Annotated in this window: 11 protein-coding genes, 1 tRNA gene and 5 rRNA genes; 15 read left to right on the top strand and 2 right to left on the bottom strand. The window is 39.3% G+C overall.

From position 1 onward, the window contains the following. Positions 1–5: 5 nt before the first annotated feature. The 6 genes from ACW5YJ_RS14040 (at position 6) to rrf (ACW5YJ_RS14015) (ending at position 8417) form a co-directional block, all read left to right on the top strand. Positions 6–2928, top strand: a 23S ribosomal RNA gene (locus ACW5YJ_RS14040). A gap of 80 nt (positions 2929–3008) precedes the next feature. Next, positions 3009–3123, top strand: a 5S ribosomal RNA gene (gene rrf / locus ACW5YJ_RS14035). A gap of 254 nt (positions 3124–3377) precedes the next feature. Beyond that, positions 3378–4930: ribosomal RNA gene (locus tag ACW5YJ_RS14030) — 16S ribosomal RNA — on the top strand. A gap of 103 nt (positions 4931–5033) precedes the next feature. Further along, positions 5034–5110: transfer RNA gene (locus ACW5YJ_RS14025), tRNA-Ile, on the top strand. A gap of 189 nt (positions 5111–5299) precedes the next feature. Next, a 23S ribosomal RNA gene (locus ACW5YJ_RS14020) occupies positions 5300–8222 on the top strand. An 80-nt stretch (positions 8223–8302) separates the two neighbouring features. Continuing rightward, a 5S ribosomal RNA gene (gene rrf / locus ACW5YJ_RS14015) occupies positions 8303–8417 on the top strand. The 16S, 23S and 5S rRNA genes sit together here with 1 tRNA gene alongside, the layout of an rRNA operon. 396 nt (positions 8418–8813) lie before the next feature. On the opposite strand, the gene pdxR is transcribed toward rrf (ACW5YJ_RS14015), so the two are convergent. Continuing rightward, complete coding sequence (pdxR, locus tag ACW5YJ_RS14010; protein WP_107551132.1) at positions 8814–10187, bottom strand: MocR-like pyridoxine biosynthesis transcription factor PdxR; 1374 nt, start codon at positions 10185–10187, stop codon at positions 8814–8816. A 97-nt stretch (positions 10188–10284) separates the two neighbouring features. On the opposite strand from pdxR, the gene pdxS reads away from it, so the two are divergent. Together pdxS and pdxT are read left to right on the top strand one after the other, a co-directional pair. Next, on the top strand, positions 10285–11172 hold the full coding sequence (gene pdxS, locus ACW5YJ_RS14005) for a pyridoxal 5'-phosphate synthase lyase subunit PdxS (protein WP_017723057.1): 888 nt from the start codon (positions 10285–10287) through the stop codon (positions 11170–11172). A 1-nt stretch (position 11173) separates the two neighbouring features. Continuing rightward, complete coding sequence (pdxT, locus tag ACW5YJ_RS14000) at positions 11174–11752, top strand: pyridoxal 5'-phosphate synthase glutaminase subunit PdxT (protein ID WP_017723056.1); 579 nt, start codon at positions 11174–11176, stop codon at positions 11750–11752. A 401-nt stretch (positions 11753–12153) separates the two neighbouring features. On the opposite strand, the gene ACW5YJ_RS13995 is transcribed toward pdxT, so the two are convergent. Then, complete coding sequence (locus ACW5YJ_RS13995; protein ID WP_017723055.1) at positions 12154–13368, bottom strand: NupC/NupG family nucleoside CNT transporter; 1215 nt, start codon at positions 13366–13368, stop codon at positions 12154–12156. A gap of 156 nt (positions 13369–13524) precedes the next feature. Between ACW5YJ_RS13995 and ACW5YJ_RS13990 the strand changes: the two genes are divergently transcribed. The 7 genes from ACW5YJ_RS13990 to gltX all read left to right on the top strand — a co-directional run bounded on the left by ACW5YJ_RS13990 (position 13525) and on the right by gltX (position 22763). After that, positions 13525–13986: a CtsR family transcriptional regulator gene (locus ACW5YJ_RS13990; protein WP_017723054.1), complete on the top strand. Its 462-nt coding sequence runs from the start codon at positions 13525–13527 to the stop codon at positions 13984–13986. Positions 13987–14002: 16 nt separating this feature from the next. After that, positions 14003–14554 (top strand): UvrB/UvrC motif-containing protein, encoded by a 552-nt coding sequence (locus ACW5YJ_RS13985; protein ID WP_017723053.1) that lies wholly within the window; start codon positions 14003–14005, stop codon positions 14552–14554. After that, positions 14547–15557, top strand: coding sequence for a protein arginine kinase (locus ACW5YJ_RS13980; protein WP_017723052.1), 1011 nt, complete (start codon positions 14547–14549; stop codon positions 15555–15557). The genes ACW5YJ_RS13985 and ACW5YJ_RS13980 overlap by 8 nt, the downstream gene beginning before the upstream one ends. Before the next feature lie 13 nt (positions 15558–15570). Further along, complete coding sequence (locus ACW5YJ_RS13975; RefSeq protein WP_017723051.1) at positions 15571–18033, top strand: ATP-dependent Clp protease ATP-binding subunit; 2463 nt, start codon at positions 15571–15573, stop codon at positions 18031–18033. A gap of 341 nt (positions 18034–18374) precedes the next feature. Next, positions 18375–19745, top strand: a complete 1371-nt coding sequence (gene radA / locus ACW5YJ_RS13970) for a DNA repair protein RadA (RefSeq protein ID WP_017723050.1) — start codon at positions 18375–18377, stop codon at positions 19743–19745. A gap of 80 nt (positions 19746–19825) precedes the next feature. Beyond that, the gene (locus ACW5YJ_RS13965) at positions 19826–20884 is read left to right on the top strand and encodes a PIN/TRAM domain-containing protein (RefSeq protein ID WP_017723049.1); all 1059 of its coding nucleotides are present in this window, start codon (positions 19826–19828) and stop codon (positions 20882–20884) included. Positions 20885–21308: 424 nt separating this feature from the next. Continuing rightward, on the top strand, positions 21309–22763 hold the full coding sequence (gene gltX, locus ACW5YJ_RS13960) for a glutamate--tRNA ligase (RefSeq protein WP_017723048.1): 1455 nt from the start codon (positions 21309–21311) through the stop codon (positions 22761–22763). Positions 22764–23094 lie beyond the last annotated feature (331 nt).

Genomic DNA, 23094 nt, shown 5'->3' with positions numbered 1-23094 from the left:
AAAAAGATTAAGTTATTAAGGGCGCACGGTGGATGCCTTGGCACTAGAAGCCGATGAAGGACGTTACTAACGACGATATGCTTTGGGGAGCTGTAAGTAAGCTTTGATCCAGAGATTTCCGAATGGGGAAACCCAGCATGAGTTATGTCATGTTATCGATATGTGAATACATAGCATATCTGAAGGTAGACGCGGAGAACTGAAACATCTTAGTACCCGCAGGAAGAGAAAGAAAAATCGATTCCCTGAGTAGCGGCGAGCGAAACGGGAAGAGCCCAAACCAACGAGCTTGCTTGTTGGGGTTGTAGGACACTCTATACGGAGTTACAAAAGAATAAACTAGACGAATCATCTGGAAAGATGAATCAAAGAAGGTAATAATCCTGTAGTCGAAAGTTTATTCACTCTTGAGTGGATCCTGAGTACGACGGAACACGAGAAATTCCGTCGGAATCCGGGAGGACCATCTCCCAAGGCTAAATACTCTCTAGTGACCGATAGTGAACCAGTACCGTGAGGGAAAGGTGAAAAGTACCCCGGAAGGGGAGTGAAATAGAACTTGAAACCGTGTGCTTACAAGTAGTCAGAGCCCGTTAATGGGTGATGGCGTGCCTTTTGTAGAATGAACCGGCGAGTTACGATTTGATGCAAGGTTAAGCAGTGAATGTGGAGCCGTAGCGAAAGCGAGTCTGAATAGGGCGTTGAGTATTTGGTCGTAGACCCGAAACCAGGTGATCTACCCATGACCAGGTTGAAGTTCAGGTAACACTGAATGGAGGACCGAACCGACTTACGTTGAAAAGTGAGCGGATGAGTTGTGGGTAGCGGAGAAATTCCAATCGAACCTGGAGATAGCTGGTTCTCTCCGAAATAGCTTTAGGGCTAGCCTCAAGTGATGATTATTGGAGGTAGAGCACTGTTTGGACGAGGGGCCCTTATCGGGTTACCGAATTCAGACAAACTCCGAATGCCAATCAATTTAACTTGGGAGTTAGAACGCGGGTGATAAGGTCCGTGTTCGAAAGGGAAACAGCCCAGACCACCAGCTAAGGTCCCAAAATATATGTTAAGTGGAAAAGGATGTGGCGTTGCCCAGACAACTAGGATGTTGGCTTAGAAGCAGCCATCATTTAAAGAGTGCGTAATAGCTCACTAGTCGAGTGACACTGCGCCGAAAATGTACCGGGGCTAAACATATTACCGAAGCTGTGGATTGTCCGTAAGGACAATGGTAGGAGAGCGTTCTAAGGGCGTTGAAGCATGATCGCAAGGACATGTGGAGCGCTTAGAAGTGAGAATGCCGGTGTGAGTAGCGAAAGACGGGTGAGAATCCCGTCCACCGATTGACTAAGGTTTCCAGAGGAAGGCTCGTCCGCTCTGGGTTAGTCGGGTCCTAAGCTGAGGCCGATAGGCGTAGGCGATGGATAACAGGTTGATATTCCTGTACCACCATAATTCGTTTTAAGCGATGGGGGGACGCAGTAGGATAGGCGAAGCGTACTATTGGATTGTACGTCCAAGCAGTAAGACTGAGTGTTAGGCAAATCCGGCACTCTTAAGGTCAAGCTGTGATGGGGAGAGGAAATTGTTTCCTCGAGTCGTTGATTTCACACTGCCGAGAAAAGCCTCTAGCTAGAATTGTGGTGCCCGTACCGCAAACCGACACAGGTAGTCAAGATGAGAATTCTAAGGTGAGCGAGCGAACTCTCGTTAAGGAACTCGGCAAAATGACCCCGTAACTTCGGGAGAAGGGGTGCTCTTTAGGGTTAACGCCCAGGAGAGCCGCAGTGAATAGGCCCAAGCGACTGTTTATCAAAAACACAGGTCTCTGCTAAACCGTAAGGTGATGTATAGGGGCTGACGCCTGCCCGGTGCTGGAAGGTTAAGAGGAGTGGTTAGCTTCTGCGAAGCTACGAATCGAAGCCCCAGTAAACGGCGGCCGTAACTATAACGGTCCTAAGGTAGCGAAATTCCTTGTCGGGTAAGTTCCGACCCGCACGAAAGGCGTAACGATTTGGGCACTGTCTCAACGAGAGACTCGGTGAAATCATAGTACCTGTGAAGATGCAGGTTACCCGCGACAGGACGGAAAGACCCCGTGGAGCTTTACTGTAGTCTGATATTGAAATTCGGCACAGCTTGTACAGGATAGGTAGGAGCCTGAGATACGTGAGCGCTAGCTTACGTGGAGGCGTTGGTGGGATACTACCCTCGCTGTGTTGGATTTCTAACCCGCACCATTTATCATGGTGGGAGACAGTGTCAGATGGGCAGTTTGACTGGGGCGGTCGCCTCCTAAAGAGTAACGGAGGCGCTCAAAGGTTTCCTCAGAATGGTTGGAAATCATTCATAGAGTGTAAAGGCATAAGGAAGCTTGACTGCGAGACTTACAAGTCGAGCAGGGTCGAAAGACGGACTTAGTGATCCGGTGGTTCCGCATGGAAGGGCCATCGCTCAACGGATAAAAGCTACCCCGGGGATAACAGGCTTATCTCCCCCAAGAGTTCACATCGACGGGGAGGTTTGGCACCTCGATGTCGGCTCATCGCATCCTGGGGCTGTAGTCGGTCCCAAGGGTTGGGCTGTTCGCCCATTAAAGCGGTACGCGAGCTGGGTTCAGAACGTCGTGAGACAGTTCGGTCCCTATCCGTCGTGGGCGTAGGAAATTTGAGAGGAGCTGTCCTTAGTACGAGAGGACCGGGATGGACATACCTCTGGTGTACCAGTTGTCGTGCCAACGGCATCGCTGGGTAGCTATGTATGGACGGGATAAGTGCTGAAAGCATCTAAGCATGAAGCCCCCCTCAAGATGAGATTTCCCAACTTCGGTTATAAGATCCCTCAAAGATGATGAGGTTAATAGGTTCGAGGTGGAAGCATAGCGATATGTGGAGCTGACGAATACTAATCGATCGAAGACTTAATCAAATTTTAAATTGTTTTGTTTTGGTTAAATCATATTTTACTTACTATCTAGTTTTGAATGTATAATTTCATACATTTCATTGTCTGGTGACAATGGCAAAGAGGTCACACCTGTTCCCATGCCGAACACAGAAGTTAAGCTCTTTAGCGCCGATGGTAGTCGGACTTACGTTCCGCAAGAGTAGGACGTTGCCAGGCAATTCCATATTGACCCTTGGGTCGTTTTTTTATGGAAGTTTTACCAAAAAAATAAAAAATAATTTTAAAAACTTCTTGACTTTCTGAGTTGAAGAGAGTAAAATTGTTTCTTGTGATTGAAGAAATGAACATTGAAAACTGAATTGCAATATGTCAACGTTAATTCCGAACACAACATTAAATTGTTGGTTCAAAACAAGTGTTAAAGATAACACAAATTAGTATTTTATGAGCTAATCAAACATCATAATTCATTTATGGAGAGTTTGATCCTGGCTCAGGATGAACGCTGGCGGCGTGCCTAATACATGCAAGTCGAGCGAACAGATAAGGAGCTTGCTCCTTTGACGTTAGCGGCGGACGGGTGAGTAACACGTGGGTAACCTACCTATAAGACTGGGATAACTTCGGGAAACCGGAGCTAATACCGGATAACATTTGGAACCGCATGGTTCTAAAGTGAAAGATGGTTTTGCTATCACTTATAGATGGACCCGCGCCGTATTAGCTAGTTGGTAAGGTAACGGCTTACCAAGGCGACGATACGTAGCCGACCTGAGAGGGTGATCGGCCACACTGGAACTGAGACACGGTCCAGACTCCTACGGGAGGCAGCAGTAGGGAATCTTCCGCAATGGGCGAAAGCCTGACGGAGCAACGCCGCGTGAGTGATGAAGGGTTTCGGCTCGTAAAACTCTGTTATTAGGGAAGAACAAATGTGTAAGTAACTGTGCACATCTTGACGGTACCTAATCAGAAAGCCACGGCTAACTACGTGCCAGCAGCCGCGGTAATACGTAGGTGGCAAGCGTTATCCGGAATTATTGGGCGTAAAGCGCGCGTAGGCGGTTTCTTAAGTCTGATGTGAAAGCCCACGGCTCAACCGTGGAGGGTCATTGGAAACTGGGAAACTTGAGTGCAGAAGAGGAAAGTGGAATTCCATGTGTAGCGGTGAAATGCGCAGAGATATGGAGGAACACCAGTGGCGAAGGCGACTTTCTGGTCTGTAACTGACGCTGATGTGCGAAAGCGTGGGGATCAAACAGGATTAGATACCCTGGTAGTCCACGCCGTAAACGATGAGTGCTAAGTGTTAGGGGGTTTCCGCCCCTTAGTGCTGCAGCTAACGCATTAAGCACTCCGCCTGGGGAGTACGACCGCAAGGTTGAAACTCAAAGGAATTGACGGGGACCCGCACAAGCGGTGGAGCATGTGGTTTAATTCGAAGCAACGCGAAGAACCTTACCAAATCTTGACATCCTTTGAAAACTCTAGAGATAGAGCCTTCCCCTCCGGGGGACAAAGTGACAGGTGGTGCATGGTTGTCGTCAGCTCGTGTCGTGAGATGTTGGGTTAAGTCCCGCAACGAGCGCAACCCTTAAGCTTAGTTGCCATCATTAAGTTGGGCACTCTAGGTTGACTGCCGGTGACAAACCGGAGGAAGGTGGGGATGACGTCAAATCATCATGCCCCTTATGATTTGGGCTACACACGTGCTACAATGGACAATACAAAGGGCAGCTAAACCGCGAGGTCATGCAAATCCCATAAAGTTGTTCTCAGTTCGGATTGTAGTCTGCAACTCGACTACATGAAGCTGGAATCGCTAGTAATCGTAGATCAGCATGCTACGGTGAATACGTTCCCGGGTCTTGTACACACCGCCCGTCACACCACGAGAGTTTGTAACACCCGAAGCCGGTGGAGTAACCATTTATGGAGCTAGCCGTCGAAGGTGGGACAAATGATTGGGGTGAAGTCGTAACAAGGTAGCCGTATCGGAAGGTGCGGCTGGATCACCTCCTTTCTAAGGATATATTCGGAAACATCTTCTTACGAAGATGAAATAGGAATAACATTGACATATTGTATTCAGTTTTGAATGCTCATTAGAGTATTCATATTGGAATGGGCCTATAGCTCAGCTGGTTAGAGCGCACGCCTGATAAGCGTGAGGTCGGTGGTTCGAGTCCACTTAGGCCCACCATTTTTTTGTACATTGAAAACTAGATAAGTAAGTAAAATTTATGATTTTACCAAGCAAAACCGAGTGAATTAGAGTTTTTTAACAAGCTTTGAATTCAAAAAGAAATAATCGCTAGTGTTCGAAAGAACACTCACAGATTAATAACATTTTGGGTTTTCAACCGACTTGTTCGTGTTGAAAGTCAAAAAAGATTAAGTTATTAAGGGCGCACGGTGGATGCCTTGGCACTAGAAGCCGATGAAGGACGTTACTAACGACGATATGCTTTGGGGAGCTGTAAGTAAGCTTTGATCCAGAGATTTCCGAATGGGGAAACCCAGCATGAGTTATGTCATGTTATCGATATGTGAATACATAGCATATCTGAAGGTAGACGCGGAGAACTGAAACATCTTAGTACCCGCAGGAAGAGAAAGAAAAATCGATTCCCTGAGTAGCGGCGAGCGAAACGGGAAGAGCCCAAACCAATGAGCTTGCTTGTTGGGGTTGTAGGACACTCTATACGGAGTTACAAAAGAATAAACTAGACGAATCATCTGGAAAGATGAATCAAAGAAGGTAATAATCCTGTAGTCGAAAGTTTATTCACTCTTGAGTGGATCCTGAGTACGACGGAACACGAGAAATTCCGTCGGAATCCGGGAGGACCATCTCCCAAGGCTAAATACTCTCTAGTGACCGATAGTGAACCAGTACCGTGAGGGAAAGGTGAAAAGTACCCCGGAAGGGGAGTGAAATAGAACTTGAAACCGTGTGCTTACAAGTAGTCAGAGCCCGTTAATGGGTGATGGCGTGCCTTTTGTAGAATGAACCGGCGAGTTACGATTTGATGCAAGGTTAAGCAGTGAATGTGGAGCCGTAGCGAAAGCGAGTCTGAATAGGGCGTTGAGTATTTGGTCGTAGACCCGAAACCAGGTGATCTACCCATGACCAGGTTGAAGTTCAGGTAACACTGAATGGAGGACCGAACCGACTTACGTTGAAAAGTGAGCGGATGAGTTGTGGGTAGCGGAGAAATTCCAATCGAACCTGGAGATAGCTGGTTCTCTCCGAAATAGCTTTAGGGCTAGCCTCAAGTGATGATTATTGGAGGTAGAGCACTGTTTGGACGAGGGGCCCTTATCGGGTTACCGAATTCAGACAAACTCCGAATGCCAATCAATTTAACTTGGGAGTTAGAACGCGGGTGATAAGGTCCGTGTTCGAAAGGGAAACAGCCCAGACCACCAGCTAAGGTCCCAAAATATATGTTAAGTGGAAAAGGATGTGGCGTTGCCCAGACAACTAGGATGTTGGCTTAGAAGCAGCCATCATTTAAAGAGTGCGTAATAGCTCACTAGTCGAGTGACACTGCGCCGAAAATGTACCGGGGCTAAACATATTACCGAAGCTGTGGATTGTCCGTAAGGACAATGGTAGGAGAGCGTTCTAAGGGCGTTGAAGCATGATCGCAAGGACATGTGGAGCGCTTAGAAGTGAGAATGCCGGTGTGAGTAGCGAAAGACGGGTGAGAATCCCGTCCACCGATTGACTAAGGTTTCCAGAGGAAGGCTCGTCCGCTCTGGGTTAGTCGGGTCCTAAGCTGAGGCCGATAGGCGTAGGCGATGGATAACAGGTTGATATTCCTGTACCACCATAATTCGTTTTAAGCGATGGGGGGACGCAGTAGGATAGGCGAAGCGTACTATTGGATTGTACGTCCAAGCAGTAAGACTGAGTGTTAGGCAAATCCGGCACTCTTAAGGTCAAGCTGTGATGGGGAGAGGAAATTGTTTCCTCGAGTCGTTGATTTCACACTGCCGAGAAAAGCCTCTAGCTAGAATTGTGGTGCCCGTACCGCAAACCGACACAGGTAGTCAAGATGAGAATTCTAAGGTGAGCGAGCGAACTCTCGTTAAGGAACTCGGCAAAATGACCCCGTAACTTCGGGAGAAGGGGTGCTCTTTAGGGTTAACGCCCAGGAGAGCCGCAGTGAATAGGCCCAAGCGACTGTTTATCAAAAACACAGGTCTCTGCTAAACCGTAAGGTGATGTATAGGGGCTGACGCCTGCCCGGTGCTGGAAGGTTAAGAGGAGTGGTTAGCTTCTGCGAAGCTACGAATCGAAGCCCCAGTAAACGGCGGCCGTAACTATAACGGTCCTAAGGTAGCGAAATTCCTTGTCGGGTAAGTTCCGACCCGCACGAAAGGCGTAACGATTTGGGCACTGTCTCAACGAGAGACTCGGTGAAATCATAGTACCTGTGAAGATGCAGGTTACCCGCGACAGGACGGAAAGACCCCGTGGAGCTTTACTGTAGTCTGATATTGAAATTCGGCACAGCTTGTACAGGATAGGTAGGAGCCTGAGATACGTGAGCGCTAGCTTACGTGGAGGCGTTGGTGGGATACTACCCTCGCTGTGTTGGATTTCTAACCCGCACCATTTATCATGGTGGGAGACAGTGTCAGATGGGCAGTTTGACTGGGGCGGTCGCCTCCTAAAGAGTAACGGAGGCGCTCAAAGGTTTCCTCAGAATGGTTGGAAATCATTCATAGAGTGTAAAGGCATAAGGAAGCTTGACTGCGAGACTTACAAGTCGAGCAGGGTCGAAAGACGGACTTAGTGATCCGGTGGTTCCGCATGGAAGGGCCATCGCTCAACGGATAAAAGCTACCCCGGGGATAACAGGCTTATCTCCCCCAAGAGTTCACATCGACGGGGAGGTTTGGCACCTCGATGTCGGCTCATCGCATCCTGGGGCTGTAGTCGGTCCCAAGGGTTGGGCTGTTCGCCCATTAAAGCGGTACGCGAGCTGGGTTCAGAACGTCGTGAGACAGTTCGGTCCCTATCCGTCGTGGGCGTAGGAAATTTGAGAGGAGCTGTCCTTAGTACGAGAGGACCGGGATGGACATACCTCTGGTGTACCAGTTGTCGTGCCAACGGCATCGCTGGGTAGCTATGTATGGACGGGATAAGTGCTGAAAGCATCTAAGCATGAAGCCCCCCTCAAGATGAGATTTCCCAACTTCGGTTATAAGATCCCTCAAAGATGATGAGGTTAATAGGTTCGAGGTGGAAGCATAGCGATATGTGGAGCTGACGAATACTAATCGATCGAAGACTTAATCAAATTTTAAATTGTTTTGTTTTGGTTAAATCATATTTTACTTACTATCTAGTTTTGAATGTATAATTTCATACATTTCATTGTCTGGTGACAATGGCAAAGAGGTCACACCTGTTCCCATGCCGAACACAGAAGTTAAGCTCTTTAGCGCCGATGGTAGTCGGACTTACGTTCCGCAAGAGTAGGACGTTGCCAGGCAATTAAAGACCCAATAGGGTCTTTTTTTTATGCGCAAAGAGGTTAACTTCAACTGAGAGTAATTGCCGAGAGAAAGCGTTTGAAGCTGACGAACTAAATGAGCGACGAAACGAGTTTACGAGTGGTAAGTGAGTAAGAAGAGCGTGCAAGTGAGGAAAGATACGAGCGCTTGTCTCACGGCAAGAAAGCTCTTTAGCGCCGAAGGTAGCAGACTTACGTTCCGCAAGAGTAGGACGTTGCCAGGCAATTAAAGACCCAATAGGGTCTTTTTTTTATGGGCAAAGAGGTTAACTTCAACTGAGAGTAATTGCCGATTTTTGACGGAGTACATGAGCAACAGCTCATATATAAAATTCCATAACTCAATTTATTGAATTATGGGACTTAAAAGCTACTTTAAATGCATAAACTATTAATTAGTGCATTTGTATGTTCTTCAAGTTCTGAAAAAGGAATGCCACCAAATCCTAATATGAATTTTGCGGATTTTTGTGTAGTATCATATTGATTAAATGGTGTTATTTTTAATTTATTCTTTTCTGCATTTTTTAGACAGTCTTTTATAGAAAGACCATTTTTAACTGTTAAATTAAAATGCATTCCTGCTAAGGCTCCTTCTATTTCTAATTGATCTTCATAAGGTTTGAGTGCTTCAATAATAAATTTTAATTTACGACTATATAATTTTCTCATTTTGTTTAAATGTCTTTCAAAACTTCCTGATTCCATAAAACTTGCTACAATTTTTTGTAAGTGCGCAGGTACTGTATTACCTTCTTTATGTTCTAAATGCTCATACCGATTAAGTAACTTTTTAGGTAAAACAAGGTAGGCAATTCTGCAACTAGGGAAGAGTGATTTAGAGAAGGTACTAATATAAATTACTTTATCTTTCGTGTCTAAACTTTGTAATGCCGGAATTGGTTTGCCAAAATAGCGAAATTCTGAATCATAATCATCTTCAATAATATATCTATCATCACGTTCGTGTGCCCATGTTATAAGCTGGGTACGCTTTTTTAAATTCATTACATAGCCAGTAGGAAATTGATGTGAAGGTGTTACATATGCGATGTTATGAATTGCTGTCTTTAAATAGTCTAGTTCAAGGCCAGTTTGATTTACTGGAACTTGCAAATATGGAATTTGTCTTTTTTCTAATACTTGCTTAATAGGTGGATAGCTCGGATTTTCAATAAGGAATTGTGCTTTATTTAAGATATCCGTTAGTAAGTTAATTAATTGTTCAGTTGATGATCCAATAACAATTTGTTCAGGATGACATGATACACCACGACTGTTGAATAAATAGTGAGCAATTTCTTGTCTTAATGACCATTCACCTTTAGGGTTTGCGTGTTGGAGTAGTTGTAATTGATTTATTTCAAAAGCATCTCGCGCATATTTTCTAAACTGTTGAATTGGAAAATAATCAGTATCAATTTCTGATAAATTGAATGCATATTTGTAATAAGCATCAGGGTGTTTATTTTGGGGTGACAAATATTCATCTGCATTGAATTGTGTTTTCCTATTAATTATAGGTAACGTTTCAATATCTGAAACGAAATAACCTGAACGTGGTTTTGAATATATATAACCTTCATCGAGTAGAAACTGATATGCATGTTCAATCGTTGTATTACTAACAGAGAGATGTTGCCCTAATGCACGTTTAGAAGGGAATTTATCTCCTGATTTATATTGACCTTCAATGATTTGCTTTTTTAAATTTTCATATAAATCGATATAAAGATGTGATTTCGACATAAAACTGACCTCCAAAATTAAATTGAAATTGAACCTTTTTAAATACCAGTTTATCTCTTAAAATGAATTTAATCAAATAAGTAAAGGGGAAAAACAAATGTCTAAAGTAACTGGATCAGAGAGAGTTAAAAGAGGAATGGCAGAAATGCAAAAGGGCGGCGTGATTATGGACGTTGTCAATGCTGAACAAGCTAAAATAGCCGAGGAAGCTGGAGCAGTGGCGGTAATGGCGTTAGAACGTGTACCATCTGACATTAGAGCAGCTGGCGGCGTTGCACGTATGGCTAATCCTAAAATTGTGGAAGAAGTTATGAATGCTGTTTCGATTCCGGTAATGGCAAAAGGACGTATTGGTCACATTACTGAAGCGCGCGTACTTGAATCAATGGGTGTAGACTACATTGATGAATCAGAAGTATTAACACCTGCAGATGAAGAGTATCATCTATTAAAAGATACGTTTACAGTACCATTTGTATGTGGTTGCCGTAACTTAGGAGAAGCTGCCAGACGTATTGGTGAAGGTGCAGCAATGTTACGTACAAAAGGTGAGCCGGGTACAGGAAACATTGTAGAAGCTGTTAGACACATGCGCCAAGTTAATGCAGAAGTAAAAAGATTAACAGTGATGAATGATGACGAAATCATGACTGAAGCTAAAAATATTGGAGCACCATTTGAAGTATTAAAAAGTATTAAAGAAAATGGTAAACTTCCTGTTGTTAACTTTGCGGCTGGTGGTGTAGCTACACCTCAAGATGCAGCATTAATGATGGAATTAGGCGCTGATGGTGTCTTCGTTGGTTCTGGTATTTTCAAATCAGAAGACCCTGAAAAATTTGCTAAAGCTATTGTACAAGCTACAACTCACTACCAAGACTATGAGTTAATTGGACGTTTAGCAAAAGATTTAGGCACAGCTATGAAAGGTTTGGACATCAATGAATTGACTTTAGAAGAACGTATGCAAGAGCGTGGATGGTAATATGAAAATTGGTGTGTTAGCACTGCAAGGCGCAGTAAGGGAACATATACGTCATATTGAACTTAGCGGTCATGAAGGCATTGCAATTAAGCGTACAGAACAATTAGATAACATTGATGGTCTCATTTTACCTGGTGGTGAATCTACTACATTACGCCGATTAATGAATTTATATGGCTTCAAAGAAGCACTACAACAATCTACATTACCTATGTTTGGAACGTGTGCTGGATTAATAGTGATGGCTAAGCATATTGTTGGTGAAGAAGGTTATTTGGATAAGTTAGACATCACTGTTCAAAGAAATTCATTTGGCAGACAAGTGGATAGTTTTGAAAGTGAATTAAATGTACAAGGTATCGCAGAAGATATTGAAGGTGTTTTTATTAGAGCTCCACATATTGAAGCGACACATGGTGAAGTATCAGAGTTAAGTACAGTTGGCGAAAAAATTGTAGCAGTTCAAGAAGGACGTTACTTAGGTGTATCTTTCCATCCAGAATTAACTGATGATTATAGAGTGACACAGTATTTTATAGAAGAAATCGTAAAACCTACATTGATGACAGAAAAAGTGTAATAGATAGAACTTCAATAAAATATATGTCGCGTAAGGAATTTTTTAATAAGGCGCTTCGTTAAAAATAATGAGTAGTTATTTTATAAGGCGAAGTGTCTTATTTTAGCTTATATAAACCTTACTTTAGATATTAGCTAGTGATATCTAAGGAAATCGTATAGTTTAGAGAAGAAGAGAAGATATGTAGGTTGATGTCTACTATTTGTAAATATAGATATAACAATTTAGCAAGTATTAAAAAACACACTTCCATGAGATAGGAAATGTGTTTTTTAGTTTGCTTTGTGGTATGTAGCAATATTTTAATTTTGTAATGTAAATAGTTGGTATTATATAAAATGTACTTAAATCGAACGAATAAGCTTTTTATGTTTGCAGATATCTATGTCCAAGTTACATTTTTAAATAAAGAATCCGGCAATAGCTGCTGAAATAAATGAAACAAGTGTAGCACCGAATAATAATTTTAGTCCAAAACGAGCTACAATATCACCTTTTTCATTGTTAAGTGATTTAATTGCTCCAGAAATAATACCGATAGAGCTAAAGTTTGCAAATGATACTACGAATACAGAAATAACACCTTTAGCATGAGTGCTCATATCTTTAATCTCACTTAAACTTTGCATTGCAACAAATTCATTTGACAGTAATTTAGTAGCCATGATGGATCCGGCTTGTACTGCATCATCCCAAGGTACACCAACTAAAAATGCAAATGGTGCAAAGACAAATCCGATAAGTGTTTGGAAGTCCCAAGTGATACTGCCGCCAGATAAACCGGTAAAGATTGCACTAACGACACCATTAAGTAGAGCAATAATAGCGATATAACCTATTAACATTGCACCTACAATGACTGCAACTTTAAAACCATCTAAGATATATTCACCTAACATTTCGAAAAATGATTGTTTACCTGATTCACTCTCATCAACGATAAGTTTATCTTCTTTTGCATCAATTTTATAAGGATTGATGATAGAAGCAATGATGAAACCACCAAAGAGATTTAATACAACTGCTGTAACTACAAAACGTGGTTCAATTAATGTGAAATAAGCACCGATAATTGAAGCTGATACTGTAGACATTGCAGAAGCTGTTAATGTATATAGACGTTGTTTAGGAATATGTGCTAATTCCTTTTTCAATGAAATAAATACTTCTGATTGCCCTAAAATTGCAGCGGCAACAGCATTATATGATTCTAAGCGACCCATACCATTAATTTTTGAAATGGCTAAACCTAAAACGTTAATAATCCAAGGTAAGATTCTTGTATATTGTAAAATACCAATTAAAGCTGAAATGAATACGATTGGTAATAATACATTAAAGAAGAAGGGTGGGTTCTTAGGATCTACAAATTCAAATCCACCAAATACAAAGTTCACACCTTCTGCTGCTTTTGCTAGTAAATAATTAAAACCGTCTGATATGCCACCGATAACCGTAATACCAAATTTAGTTTTGAGTAAAATAAATGCGAATACTAGTTGTATTACAAGTAGTAAACCGACATATTGCCAACGAATATTTTTTCTATCTGAGCTAAATAGAAACGCCAATGCAAGAAACACTGCTATCCCAATTAAACCAATAATAATATGCATAAGTCATTCATCCCTTTTAATTTTTCTTAACTCCTATAATACAATAAATTAGATAGCACTTACATCTTTAATTAAAAATTTTTAAAACATATTGGTTGAAAAAGGTCAAAGTTGGTCATATAATATAGTCAAAGAAGGTCAAAAGAGGTGATAATCATGCACAACATGTCTGACATCATAGAACAATACATTAAAAAGTTATTTGAAGACACCAATGAAGACGTTGTAGAAATTCAACGTGCCAATATTGCGCAGCGCTTTGACTGTGTGCCTTCCCAGCTTAATTATGTAATCAAAACACGTTTTACAAATGAGCACGGCTATGAGATTGAAAGTAAAAGAGGTGGTGGCGGATATATTCGAATCACCAAAATTGAAAATAGAGATGAGACAGGTTATATTAATCATTTACTTCAATTAGTTGGTCCATCTATTTCACAACAGCAAGCTTATTACATTGTAGATGGCTTATTAGATAAAAATTACATTAATGAACGTGAAGCAAAAATGATACACGCCGTTATAGACAGAGAGACATTAAAAATGGATGTATTATCGAGAGATATTATTCGAGCAAATATTATAAAACGGTTATTGCATGTTATAAATTATTATTAAAGTGAGGTGTTTCGTCGTGCTATGCGAGAATTGTCATTTGAATGAAGCAGAAGTGAAATTGGCAGTGAAAGGTCAAGATGGTATAAATGAAAAATGGGTTTGTGCCACATGCGCACAAGGCGGTAACCCATGGACTCAAAATCAGCAAATTCAATCGCAAGATGACATTGAAGGCGCATTTGTAGTGAAGCAAATCTTACAACACTTAGCTGCTAAACATGGTATCGATTTTGATGAAATTGCTTTTAAAGAAGAAAAACGATGTCCAACTTGTCATATGACATTAAAAGATATCGCACATGTTGGTAAATTTGGTTGTTCAGATTGCTATGCTACATTCAAAGATGACATTGTCGATATTGTACGACGTGTGCAAGGTGGTCAAATCGAACATGTAGGAAAAACACCACATTCTTCACACAGAAAATTAGCATTAAAAAAACAATTAGAAGAAAAAAGTTCATATTTAAAACAACTGATAGAAGAACAAAACTTTGAAGAAGCCGCCGTTGTTCGTGACGAAATTAAAGCATTGAAAGAAGATGGCGAGGTGAAACATGATGAGTAAAAATGATATTAGTGCATACATGAGTGAATGGATGCGTGATAGAGAAGAAAGTCCAATTGTGATGTCTTCGAGAATACGATTAGCAAGAAATTTAGAAAATCATGTACACCCATTAATGTTTTTGTCAGAACAAGATGGTTTTCGAATAATTAACGACGTACAAGATGCGCTTCCTGACTTGTCTGTACAACGTTTGGATTCAATGGATCAACAAAGTAAATACAAGCTTGTCGCGAAACATCTTATAAGTCCTGAATTGATAAGACAACCTGCTTCTGCCGTATTACTCAATGAAGATGAATCTTTAAGTATTATGGTTAATGAAGAAGACCATATACGTATTCAGGCCATGGGTAACGATTTATCACTATCAACACTATACGAAAAAGCTTCAGAAATTGATGATCAACTTGATAGTGAATTAGATGTAAGTTTTGACGAAACTTTAGGTTATTTGACAACATGTCCTACTAATATTGGGACAGGCATGCGTGCCAGTGTCATGTTGCATTTGCCTGGATTGACAATAATGAAACGTATGAATCGCATTGCTCAAACAATTAATCGTTTTGGTTTTACAATTAGAGGTATTTATGGAGAAGGATCTCAAGTTTATGGCCATATATACCAAATTTCAAACCAACTTACTTTAGGCAAAACAGAGGAAGAAATCATTGAAAGCTTATCAGAGGTAGTGCAGCAAATTATTAATGAAGAAATGCAAATCCGCGAACGATTAAACCGACATAACCATATAGAAACATTAGACCGAGTATATCGTTCGTTAGGAATATTAAAATATAGTAGACTGATATCTATGGAGGAAGCTTCACTAAGATTAAGTGAAGTGAAACTTGGTTTAGATTTAGGCTATATTGAATTAGAAGACTTCAAGTTTAACGAGTTAATGGTTGCAATACAATCACCTTTCTTGTTAGACGAAGAAGATGATAGAACAGTTAATGAAAAAAGAGCAGATATATTAAGAGAACATATAAATTAGGAGGTCATACTATATGCTATTTGGTAGACTAACAGAACGTGCTCAACGCGTACTAGCACATGCTCAGGAAGAAGCAATACGCTTAAATCATTCGAATATTGGAACCGAACATTTACTTTTAGGTTTAATGAAAGAGCCTGAAGGCATTGCAGCTAAAGTTTTAGAAACGTTTGATATTACTGAAGAAAAAGTAGTTGAAGAAGTAGAAAAATTAATCGGCCATGGTCAAGAACAAATGGGTGCATTACACTATACACCTCGTGCGAAAAAAGTAATTGAATTATCAATGGATGAAGCTAGAAAATTACATCATAATTTCGTAGGAACAGAGCATATCTTACTTGGGTTAATCAGAGAAAATGAAGGTGTCGCAGCTCGTGTGTTTGCAAACTTAGATTTAAACATCACAAAAGCACGTGCACAAGTCGTTAAAGCTTTAGGTAGCCCTGAAACAAGTAATAAAAACGCGCAAGCTAATAAATCTAATAATACACCAACGTTAGACAGTCTAGCTCGTGACTTAACAGTTATCGCAAAAGACGGTACTTTAGATCCTGTCATTGGTAGAGAAAAAGAAATTACAAGAGTCATTGAAGTCTTAAGTCGTCGTACTAAGAACAACCCTGTATTAATTGGTGAACCAGGTGTTGGTAAAACTGCTATTGCTGAAGGCTTAGCACAAGCAATTGTTAATAACGAAGTACCTGAAACACTTAAAGGTAAACGTGTAATGTCATTAGATATGGGGACAGTTGTTGCTGGAACAAAATATCGTGGTGAGTTTGAAGAACGCTTGAAAAAAGTAATGGAAGAAATTCATCAAGCTGGAAATGTAGTGTTATTTATCGACGAATTACACACACTAGTAGGTGCAGGTGGTGCAGAAGGTGCTATTGATGCATCTAATATTCTTAAACCAGCATTAGCTCGCGGTGAATTACAATGTATCGGTGCAACTACTTTAGATGAATACCGTAAAAATATTGAAAAAGATGCAGCGCTTGAACGTCGTTTCCAACCTGTTCAAGTTGGTGAGCCAACTGTTGAAGATACAATTGAAATCTTAAAAGGATTGCGTGATCGTTATGAAGCGCATCACCGTATTAACATCTCAGATCAAGCTTTAGAATCAGCAGCTAAATTAAGTCACCGTTATATTTCAGATCGTTTCTTACCAGATAAAGCGATAGACTTAATTGATGAAGCAAGTTCTAAAGTAAGACTTAAGAGTCATACAACACCACCAGACTTGAAAGAAATTGAACAACAGATAGAACAAGTTAAAAACGAAAAAGATGCAGCTGTCCATGCTCAAGAATTTGAAAATGCAGCCAACTTGCGTGATAAGCAAACAAAATTAGAAAAACAATATGAAGAAGCAAATAACAACTGGAAAAATTCTCAAAACGGTGATAACACATCTCTATCAGAAGAAGATATTGGTGAGGTCATCGCTGGTTGGACAGGAATTCCTTTAACTAAAATTAATGAAACTGAATCAGACCGTCTGCTTAACTTAGAAGATACACTTCATAATAGAGTAATCGGTCAAAAAGATGCCGTTACATCTATTAGTAAAGCAGTTAGACGTGCTAGAGCTGGATTGAAAGATCCTAAACGTCCTATCGGTAGCTTTATCTTCTTAGGGCCTACGGGTGTAGGTAAAACTGAGTTAGCTCGTGCATTAGCTGAGTCTATGTTCGGTGAAGATGACGCAATGATTCGTGTTGATATGAGTGAGTTTATGGAAAAACATGCTGTCAGTCGTTTAGTTGGTGCCCCTCCAGGCTATGTAGGTCATGACGATGGCGGTCAATTAACTGAAAAAGTAAGACGTAAACCTTACTCAGTGATTTTATTTGATGAAATTGAAAAAGCGCACCCTGATGTGTTTAATATTCTGTTACAAGTATTAGATGACGGTCACTTAACAGATACAAAAGGTCGTCGTGTAGACTTCCGTAATACAGTTATTATTATGACATCTAACGTAGGTGCACAAGAATTACAAGACCAACGTTTCGCTGGTTTTGGAGGTGCATCTGAAGGACAAGATTATGAAACAATCCGTAAGACAATGATGAAAGAATTGAAAAACGCATTCCGTCCAGAATTCTTAAACCGTGTTGATGATATCATCGTCTTCCACAAACTTTCTAAAGAAGAATTGAAAGAAATTGTGACAATGATGGTTGATAAACTAACAGAACGCCTTTCTGAACAAGATATTAACATTACAGTTACAGAAGCTGCTAAAGAAAAAATTGCTGAAGAGGGTTATGATCCTGAATATGGTGCTAGACCATTAATTCGTGCAATTCAAAAAACAGTTGAAGATAACTTAAGTGAATTAATTTTAGAAGGCAATCAAGTTGAAGGTAAAGAAGTAATAATTAACCATGATGGCAAAGAATTCAAGTATGATATTCAAGAAAGAAAAGATACAACTAAAGATAAAGAATCAACTGAATCTTAGAAGTTAAGTATAAATTAAAGCAGTACTGCTCAAATATGTGGATGCATATTTGGGGAGTGCTGCTTTGTTTTTATATTGTATAAACAATAGAGTAGTATTCACCTTGAAAAATGAGTAATATTTAAAAAGTCAAAATATAATATCAGTGATACTCTATACACGAGCATGGTATTTTATAAAAATAGCTTTTTGCTAAAGATTAGAATCCTTAAGTTATTAAGAATTTTAAATAACTATATACGAATATTTTTCGATTGAATTGTTTGATTATGAATAAAATTTGTTTTTAAACAGACAGAGGTTTAAAATAGATTTGTTCAATGAAAGATGGAGGTGCAGTTTTGGCTAAAAAGAAAGTGATTTTTGAATGTATGGCTTGTGGTTACCAGTCTCCAAAGTGGATGGGGAAATGCCCAAACTGTGGTGGTTGGAATCAAATGGAAGAAATAGTCGAACAAAAGGCCGCGAGTCCAAAACATGGTGTGCGCAGTCGAGACAATATTTCTAAAGTGCAAAAATTAAATGACATTAAACATGAAACGACGCCACGAGTAAAAACAAACTCTGAAGAGTTTAATAGAGTACTCGGTGGCGGTATAGTAAATGGTTCGCTCGTATTAATAGGCGGTGATCCGGGTATTGGTAAATCAACATTACTTTTACAAATTTGTGCAGCATTATCACAATCTAAAAATGTTTTGTATATTACAGGTGAGGAATCGTTAAATCAAACCAAATTAAGAGCAGAAAGATTAGATGAGGATTCAAGTCAATTAAATGTGTTTGCTGAAACAGATTTAGAAGTTATACATGAAACAGTTAAGCAACTCAAACCAGATCTACTTGTAGTAGACTCAATCCAAACTATTTTCCATCCAGAAATTAGTTCGGCTCCAGGTTCTGTGTCGCAAGTTAGAGAAAGTACGCAAAGTTTAATGAATATAGCGAAACAATTGAATATAGCTACATTTATAGTGGGGCATGTTACGAAAGAAGGTCAAATAGCTGGTCCGCGTTTACTTGAACATATGGTAGATACAGTCCTTTACTTCGAAGGCGACGAGCATCACGCGTATCGCATTTTAAGAGCAGTTAAAAACCGTTTTGGCTCTACAAATGAGATGGGTATCTTTGAGATGCAGCAAACTGGATTAAAAGGAGTTAAGAACCCGTCGGAAATGTTCCTTGAAGAACGTTCGACTAATGTACCTGGTTCAACTATTGTCTCTACAATGGAAGGTACGAGACCGTTACTTATAGAAGTACAAGCGTTAGTGACTCCAACTACATTTAATAATCCAAGACGTATGGCGACAGGGATCGATCATAATAGATTGAGTTTGCTCATGGCAGTGTTAGAAAAGAAAGAGAATTATTTACTACAACAACAGGACGCTTATATTAAAGTGGCAGGGGGTGTACGTTTAACAGAACCAGCTGTAGATTTAGGTATTGTTGTTGCAACTGCATCAAGTTTTAAAGATTTAACAGTTGATGGTTTAGACTGCTTTATTGGAGAAGTAGGGCTCACAGGGGAAGTTAGACGAGTTTCTCGCATAGAGCAACGTGTACAAGAAGCGGAAAAATTAGGATTTAAGCGTGTAATTATTCCAGAATCAAATATTGGTGGATGGCAATTTCCAAATGATATCAAGGTCATTGGTGTTAAGAATGTCCATGAAGCATTAAAATATGCACTAACAAAACAATAATTTAAAAACACAAAGCTATTTAGGTTAAGTATATATTTTGTTTAGCCTGAATGACTTTCTAAAGGAAGGTGAGTTAGCCTGTGAATATTATAAGACTCATTGTTATCTTGTGCTATATTATCTTGGGTGCAAGTATAGGTGTGTATCTATTACCAGAGATAGTCAATGACGCTGGTCTAAACCATTTACCCCTATTAACAAATACTTATTTCAATGGGCTGCTAGGGATTATTATATTCTTTTTAATCTTTGGTTGGTTTATTAAAAAAGCAACATATGCTTTAAAAGAATTAGAACAAACAATTATGCGTCAAAGTGCAGTAGAAATATTATTTGCTACAATTGGACTAATGATAGGTTTATTAATTTCTGTTATGATATCTTTTATTTTTCAAATTATCGGCAATAATGTCATTAATCATTTTGTGCCAATTATAGTTACGATTATTTTAGGTTATTTCGGCTTTCAGTTTGGTTTGCGAAAGCGTGATGAAATGTTGCTATTTTTACCAGAAAATATGGCGCGTTCAATGTCTATTAATGCACGTAATGCGGTACCTAAAATTATTGATACAAGTGCCATTATCGACGGGCGTATATTAGATATTATCGAGTGTGGCTTTATTGACGGAGAAATATTAATTCCTCAAGGGGTTATTAATGAACTTCAAGTCGTTGCAGATGCGAACGATAGTGTTAAACGTGAAAAAGGCCAAAGAGGTTTAGATATATTAAATGAATTATATGATACCAATCATCCAACGAGAATTATACACCCAACTAAGTCTCATAGTGATATCGATGCGATGTTAATTAAATTGGCGCAACATTATAGAGCACATATTATAACAACGGATTTTAATCTCAATAAAGTATGTCATGTTCAAGGTATTCAAGCGTTAAACGTTAATGATTTATCTGAAGCAATCAAACCTTCAGTGCACCAAGGTGATCGCTTTAAACTATTGCTTACTAAAATGGGGAAAGAATCTGGTCAAGCAGTAGGTTATTTAGATGACGGTACTATGGTCGTTGTAGATAACGCTAAAAAACATATAGGTGAACATATCGATTTAGAAGTAATTAGTTTGTTACAAACTTCTTCAGGTCGAATAATTTTTGCAAAAAAAATAAATTAATTTGTAAGTAAAGGTTTCATTTGGAATTGTAGCGCCCACAGTTACAGTTTTACATGAAGCCTTTGTTTTTAACTGCTTGAAAAATTAAGCAGAACTATAAGATAATTTAAGCACAGTGATATCATATTACTAGCTAAAGTGCTACAATAGATAGCGAAATTATATTTCTATAAAAGTGGATTGTTTATTCAGTTGTATAAAATTATGCAAAGTGCTTTTTAGATTAGGATACTTTAAAAAATTATAAGCTATGGTATGCTTAATAAGCGATAATCATAAACTTATTAATAGTTGAGCGTTATTTTCTTAGTGAACTACACATAGGTGAGTTAACGTACGTTCAGCCTATTTACTGTGTGAATTTGTGTAACTTGAATATTAACTTAACCAATAAAAACAAACATTTAAAACGGGAGTGAACATAATGAGTGATCGTGTAAGAGTGAGATATGCACCGAGTCCAACAGGCTATTTGCATATCGGTAATGCAAGAACTGCATTATTTAACTATTTATTTGCTAAACATTATGATGGAGATTTTGTAATTCGTATTGAAGATACGGATAGTAAACGTAACTTAGTTGATGGAGAATCATCACAATTTGATAATTTAAAATGGTTAGGCATAGAATGGGATGAATCTGTAGATAAAGATAAAGGTTATGGACCTTATCGCCAGTCAGAACGCGCAGAAATTTATAACCCATTAATTAAGCAATTATTAGATGAAGATAAAGCTTATAAATGTTATATGACTGAAGACGAATTAGAAGAAGAGCGTGAACAACAAATTGCACGCGGTGAAATGCCTCGTTACGGTGGTAAACATGCACACTTAACAGAAGAAGAACGTCAACAGTTCGAAGCTGAAGGTCGTCAACCATCTATACGTTTCCGTGTACCAAAAGATACGACATTCTCATTTAATGACATGGTAAAAGGTGAAATTTCGTTTGATTCAAATAATATGGGTGACTGGGTCATCGTTAAGAAAGACGGCGTACCTACTTATAACTTTGCCGTAGCAATAGACGATCATTATATGGAAATTTCTGACGTGATTCGTGGAGACGACCATATTTCTAATACACCAAAGCAGTTAATGATTTTTGAAACATTTGGTTGGGAAGCGCCTAGATTTGCCCATATGTCGCTTATAGTCAATGAAGAACGTAAAAAATTAAGTAAACGTGATGGACAAATCTTACAATTCATCGAACAATACCGTGATTTAGGTTATTTACCAGAAGCGCTATTTAACTTTATTACATTGTTAGGTTGGTCACCAGAAGGTGAAGATGAAATTTATTCTCCAGAAGAATTTATTAAGATTTTTGATGAAAAACGTTTATCTAAGTCACCAGCATTTTTCGATAAACAAAAACTAGCTTGGGTTAATAACCAATATATGAAACAAAAAGATAGTGAAACGGTATTTGAATTAGCATTGCCACATCTAATTAAAGCAGAGTTGATTCCTGAAAATCCAACTGAAGAAGATTTAGATTGGGGACGTAAACTTGTAGCACTTTACCAAAAAGAAATGAGTTATGCTGGAGAAATCGTACCTTTATCTGAGTTATTCTTCCGCGATGAACAAATTTTAGGTGATGACGAGCAAGAGGTGATAAATGGTGAACAAGTACCTGAACTTATGAATCATTTATACGGTAAATTAGAAGTACTTGAGCCATTTGAAGCGGTAGAAATTAAAAAAACGATCAAAGAAGTTCAAAAAGAGACAGGTATTAAAGGTAAACAATTATTCATGCCTATCCGTGTAGCTGTAACTGGCCAAATGCACGGACCTGAACTACCAAATACAATTGAAGTTTTAGGTAGAGAAAAAGTATTATCTCGTTTAAAAAAATATGTTTAAAGTAAAGTTGTAGCATGTAAAGATTGTGTTAAATTGATAATACTTGAAAAATTACATCAAACAACCTATGATTAACATTGAAAATGGCAAAGGATTAGTATGTGATGGAAGTGTATAGAGAGTGTGCGGTAGCTGCAAGCACATCACTGAAATTACGGAATGCACCTTTGTGCAAATGAATTAAATAAACTTTAAAGAGTAAACAAAAGTCGTTTTAGTTTGGATCATTGCGAATGCATTTAAACAAGTGGCTGTGTTTAAAATAAGAGTGGAACCGTGCTAAAGCAAAAGCGCCTCTAACAATTTTAGTTAGGGGTGCTTTTTTTATAAG

It is taken from the genome of Staphylococcus sp. mip270_02 (genome assembly GCF_054031535.1).
This window is presented reverse-complemented; position numbering and strand designations above follow the sequence as displayed.

Excerpts from the sequence above, each read along its gene's own strand:
- pdxR (WP_107551132.1), bottom strand. The coding sequence starts at position 10,187 with ATGTCGAAATCACATCTTTATATCGATTTATATGAAAATTTAAAAAAG.
- pdxS (WP_017723057.1), top strand. The coding sequence starts at position 10,285 with ATGTCTAAAGTAACTGGATCAGAGAGAGTTAAAAGAGGAATGGCAGAA.
- pdxT (WP_017723056.1), top strand. The coding sequence starts at position 11,174 with ATGAAAATTGGTGTGTTAGCACTGCAAGGCGCAGTAAGGGAACATATA.
- ACW5YJ_RS13995 (WP_017723055.1), bottom strand. The coding sequence starts at position 13,368 with ATGCATATTATTATTGGTTTAATTGGGATAGCAGTGTTTCTTGCATTG.
- ACW5YJ_RS13990 (WP_017723054.1), top strand. The coding sequence starts at position 13,525 with ATGCACAACATGTCTGACATCATAGAACAATACATTAAAAAGTTATTT.
- ACW5YJ_RS13980 (WP_017723052.1), top strand. The coding sequence starts at position 14,547 with ATGAGTAAAAATGATATTAGTGCATACATGAGTGAATGGATGCGTGAT.
- ACW5YJ_RS13975 (WP_017723051.1), top strand. The coding sequence starts at position 15,571 with ATGCTATTTGGTAGACTAACAGAACGTGCTCAACGCGTACTAGCACAT.
- gltX (WP_017723048.1), top strand. The coding sequence starts at position 21,309 with ATGAGTGATCGTGTAAGAGTGAGATATGCACCGAGTCCAACAGGCTAT.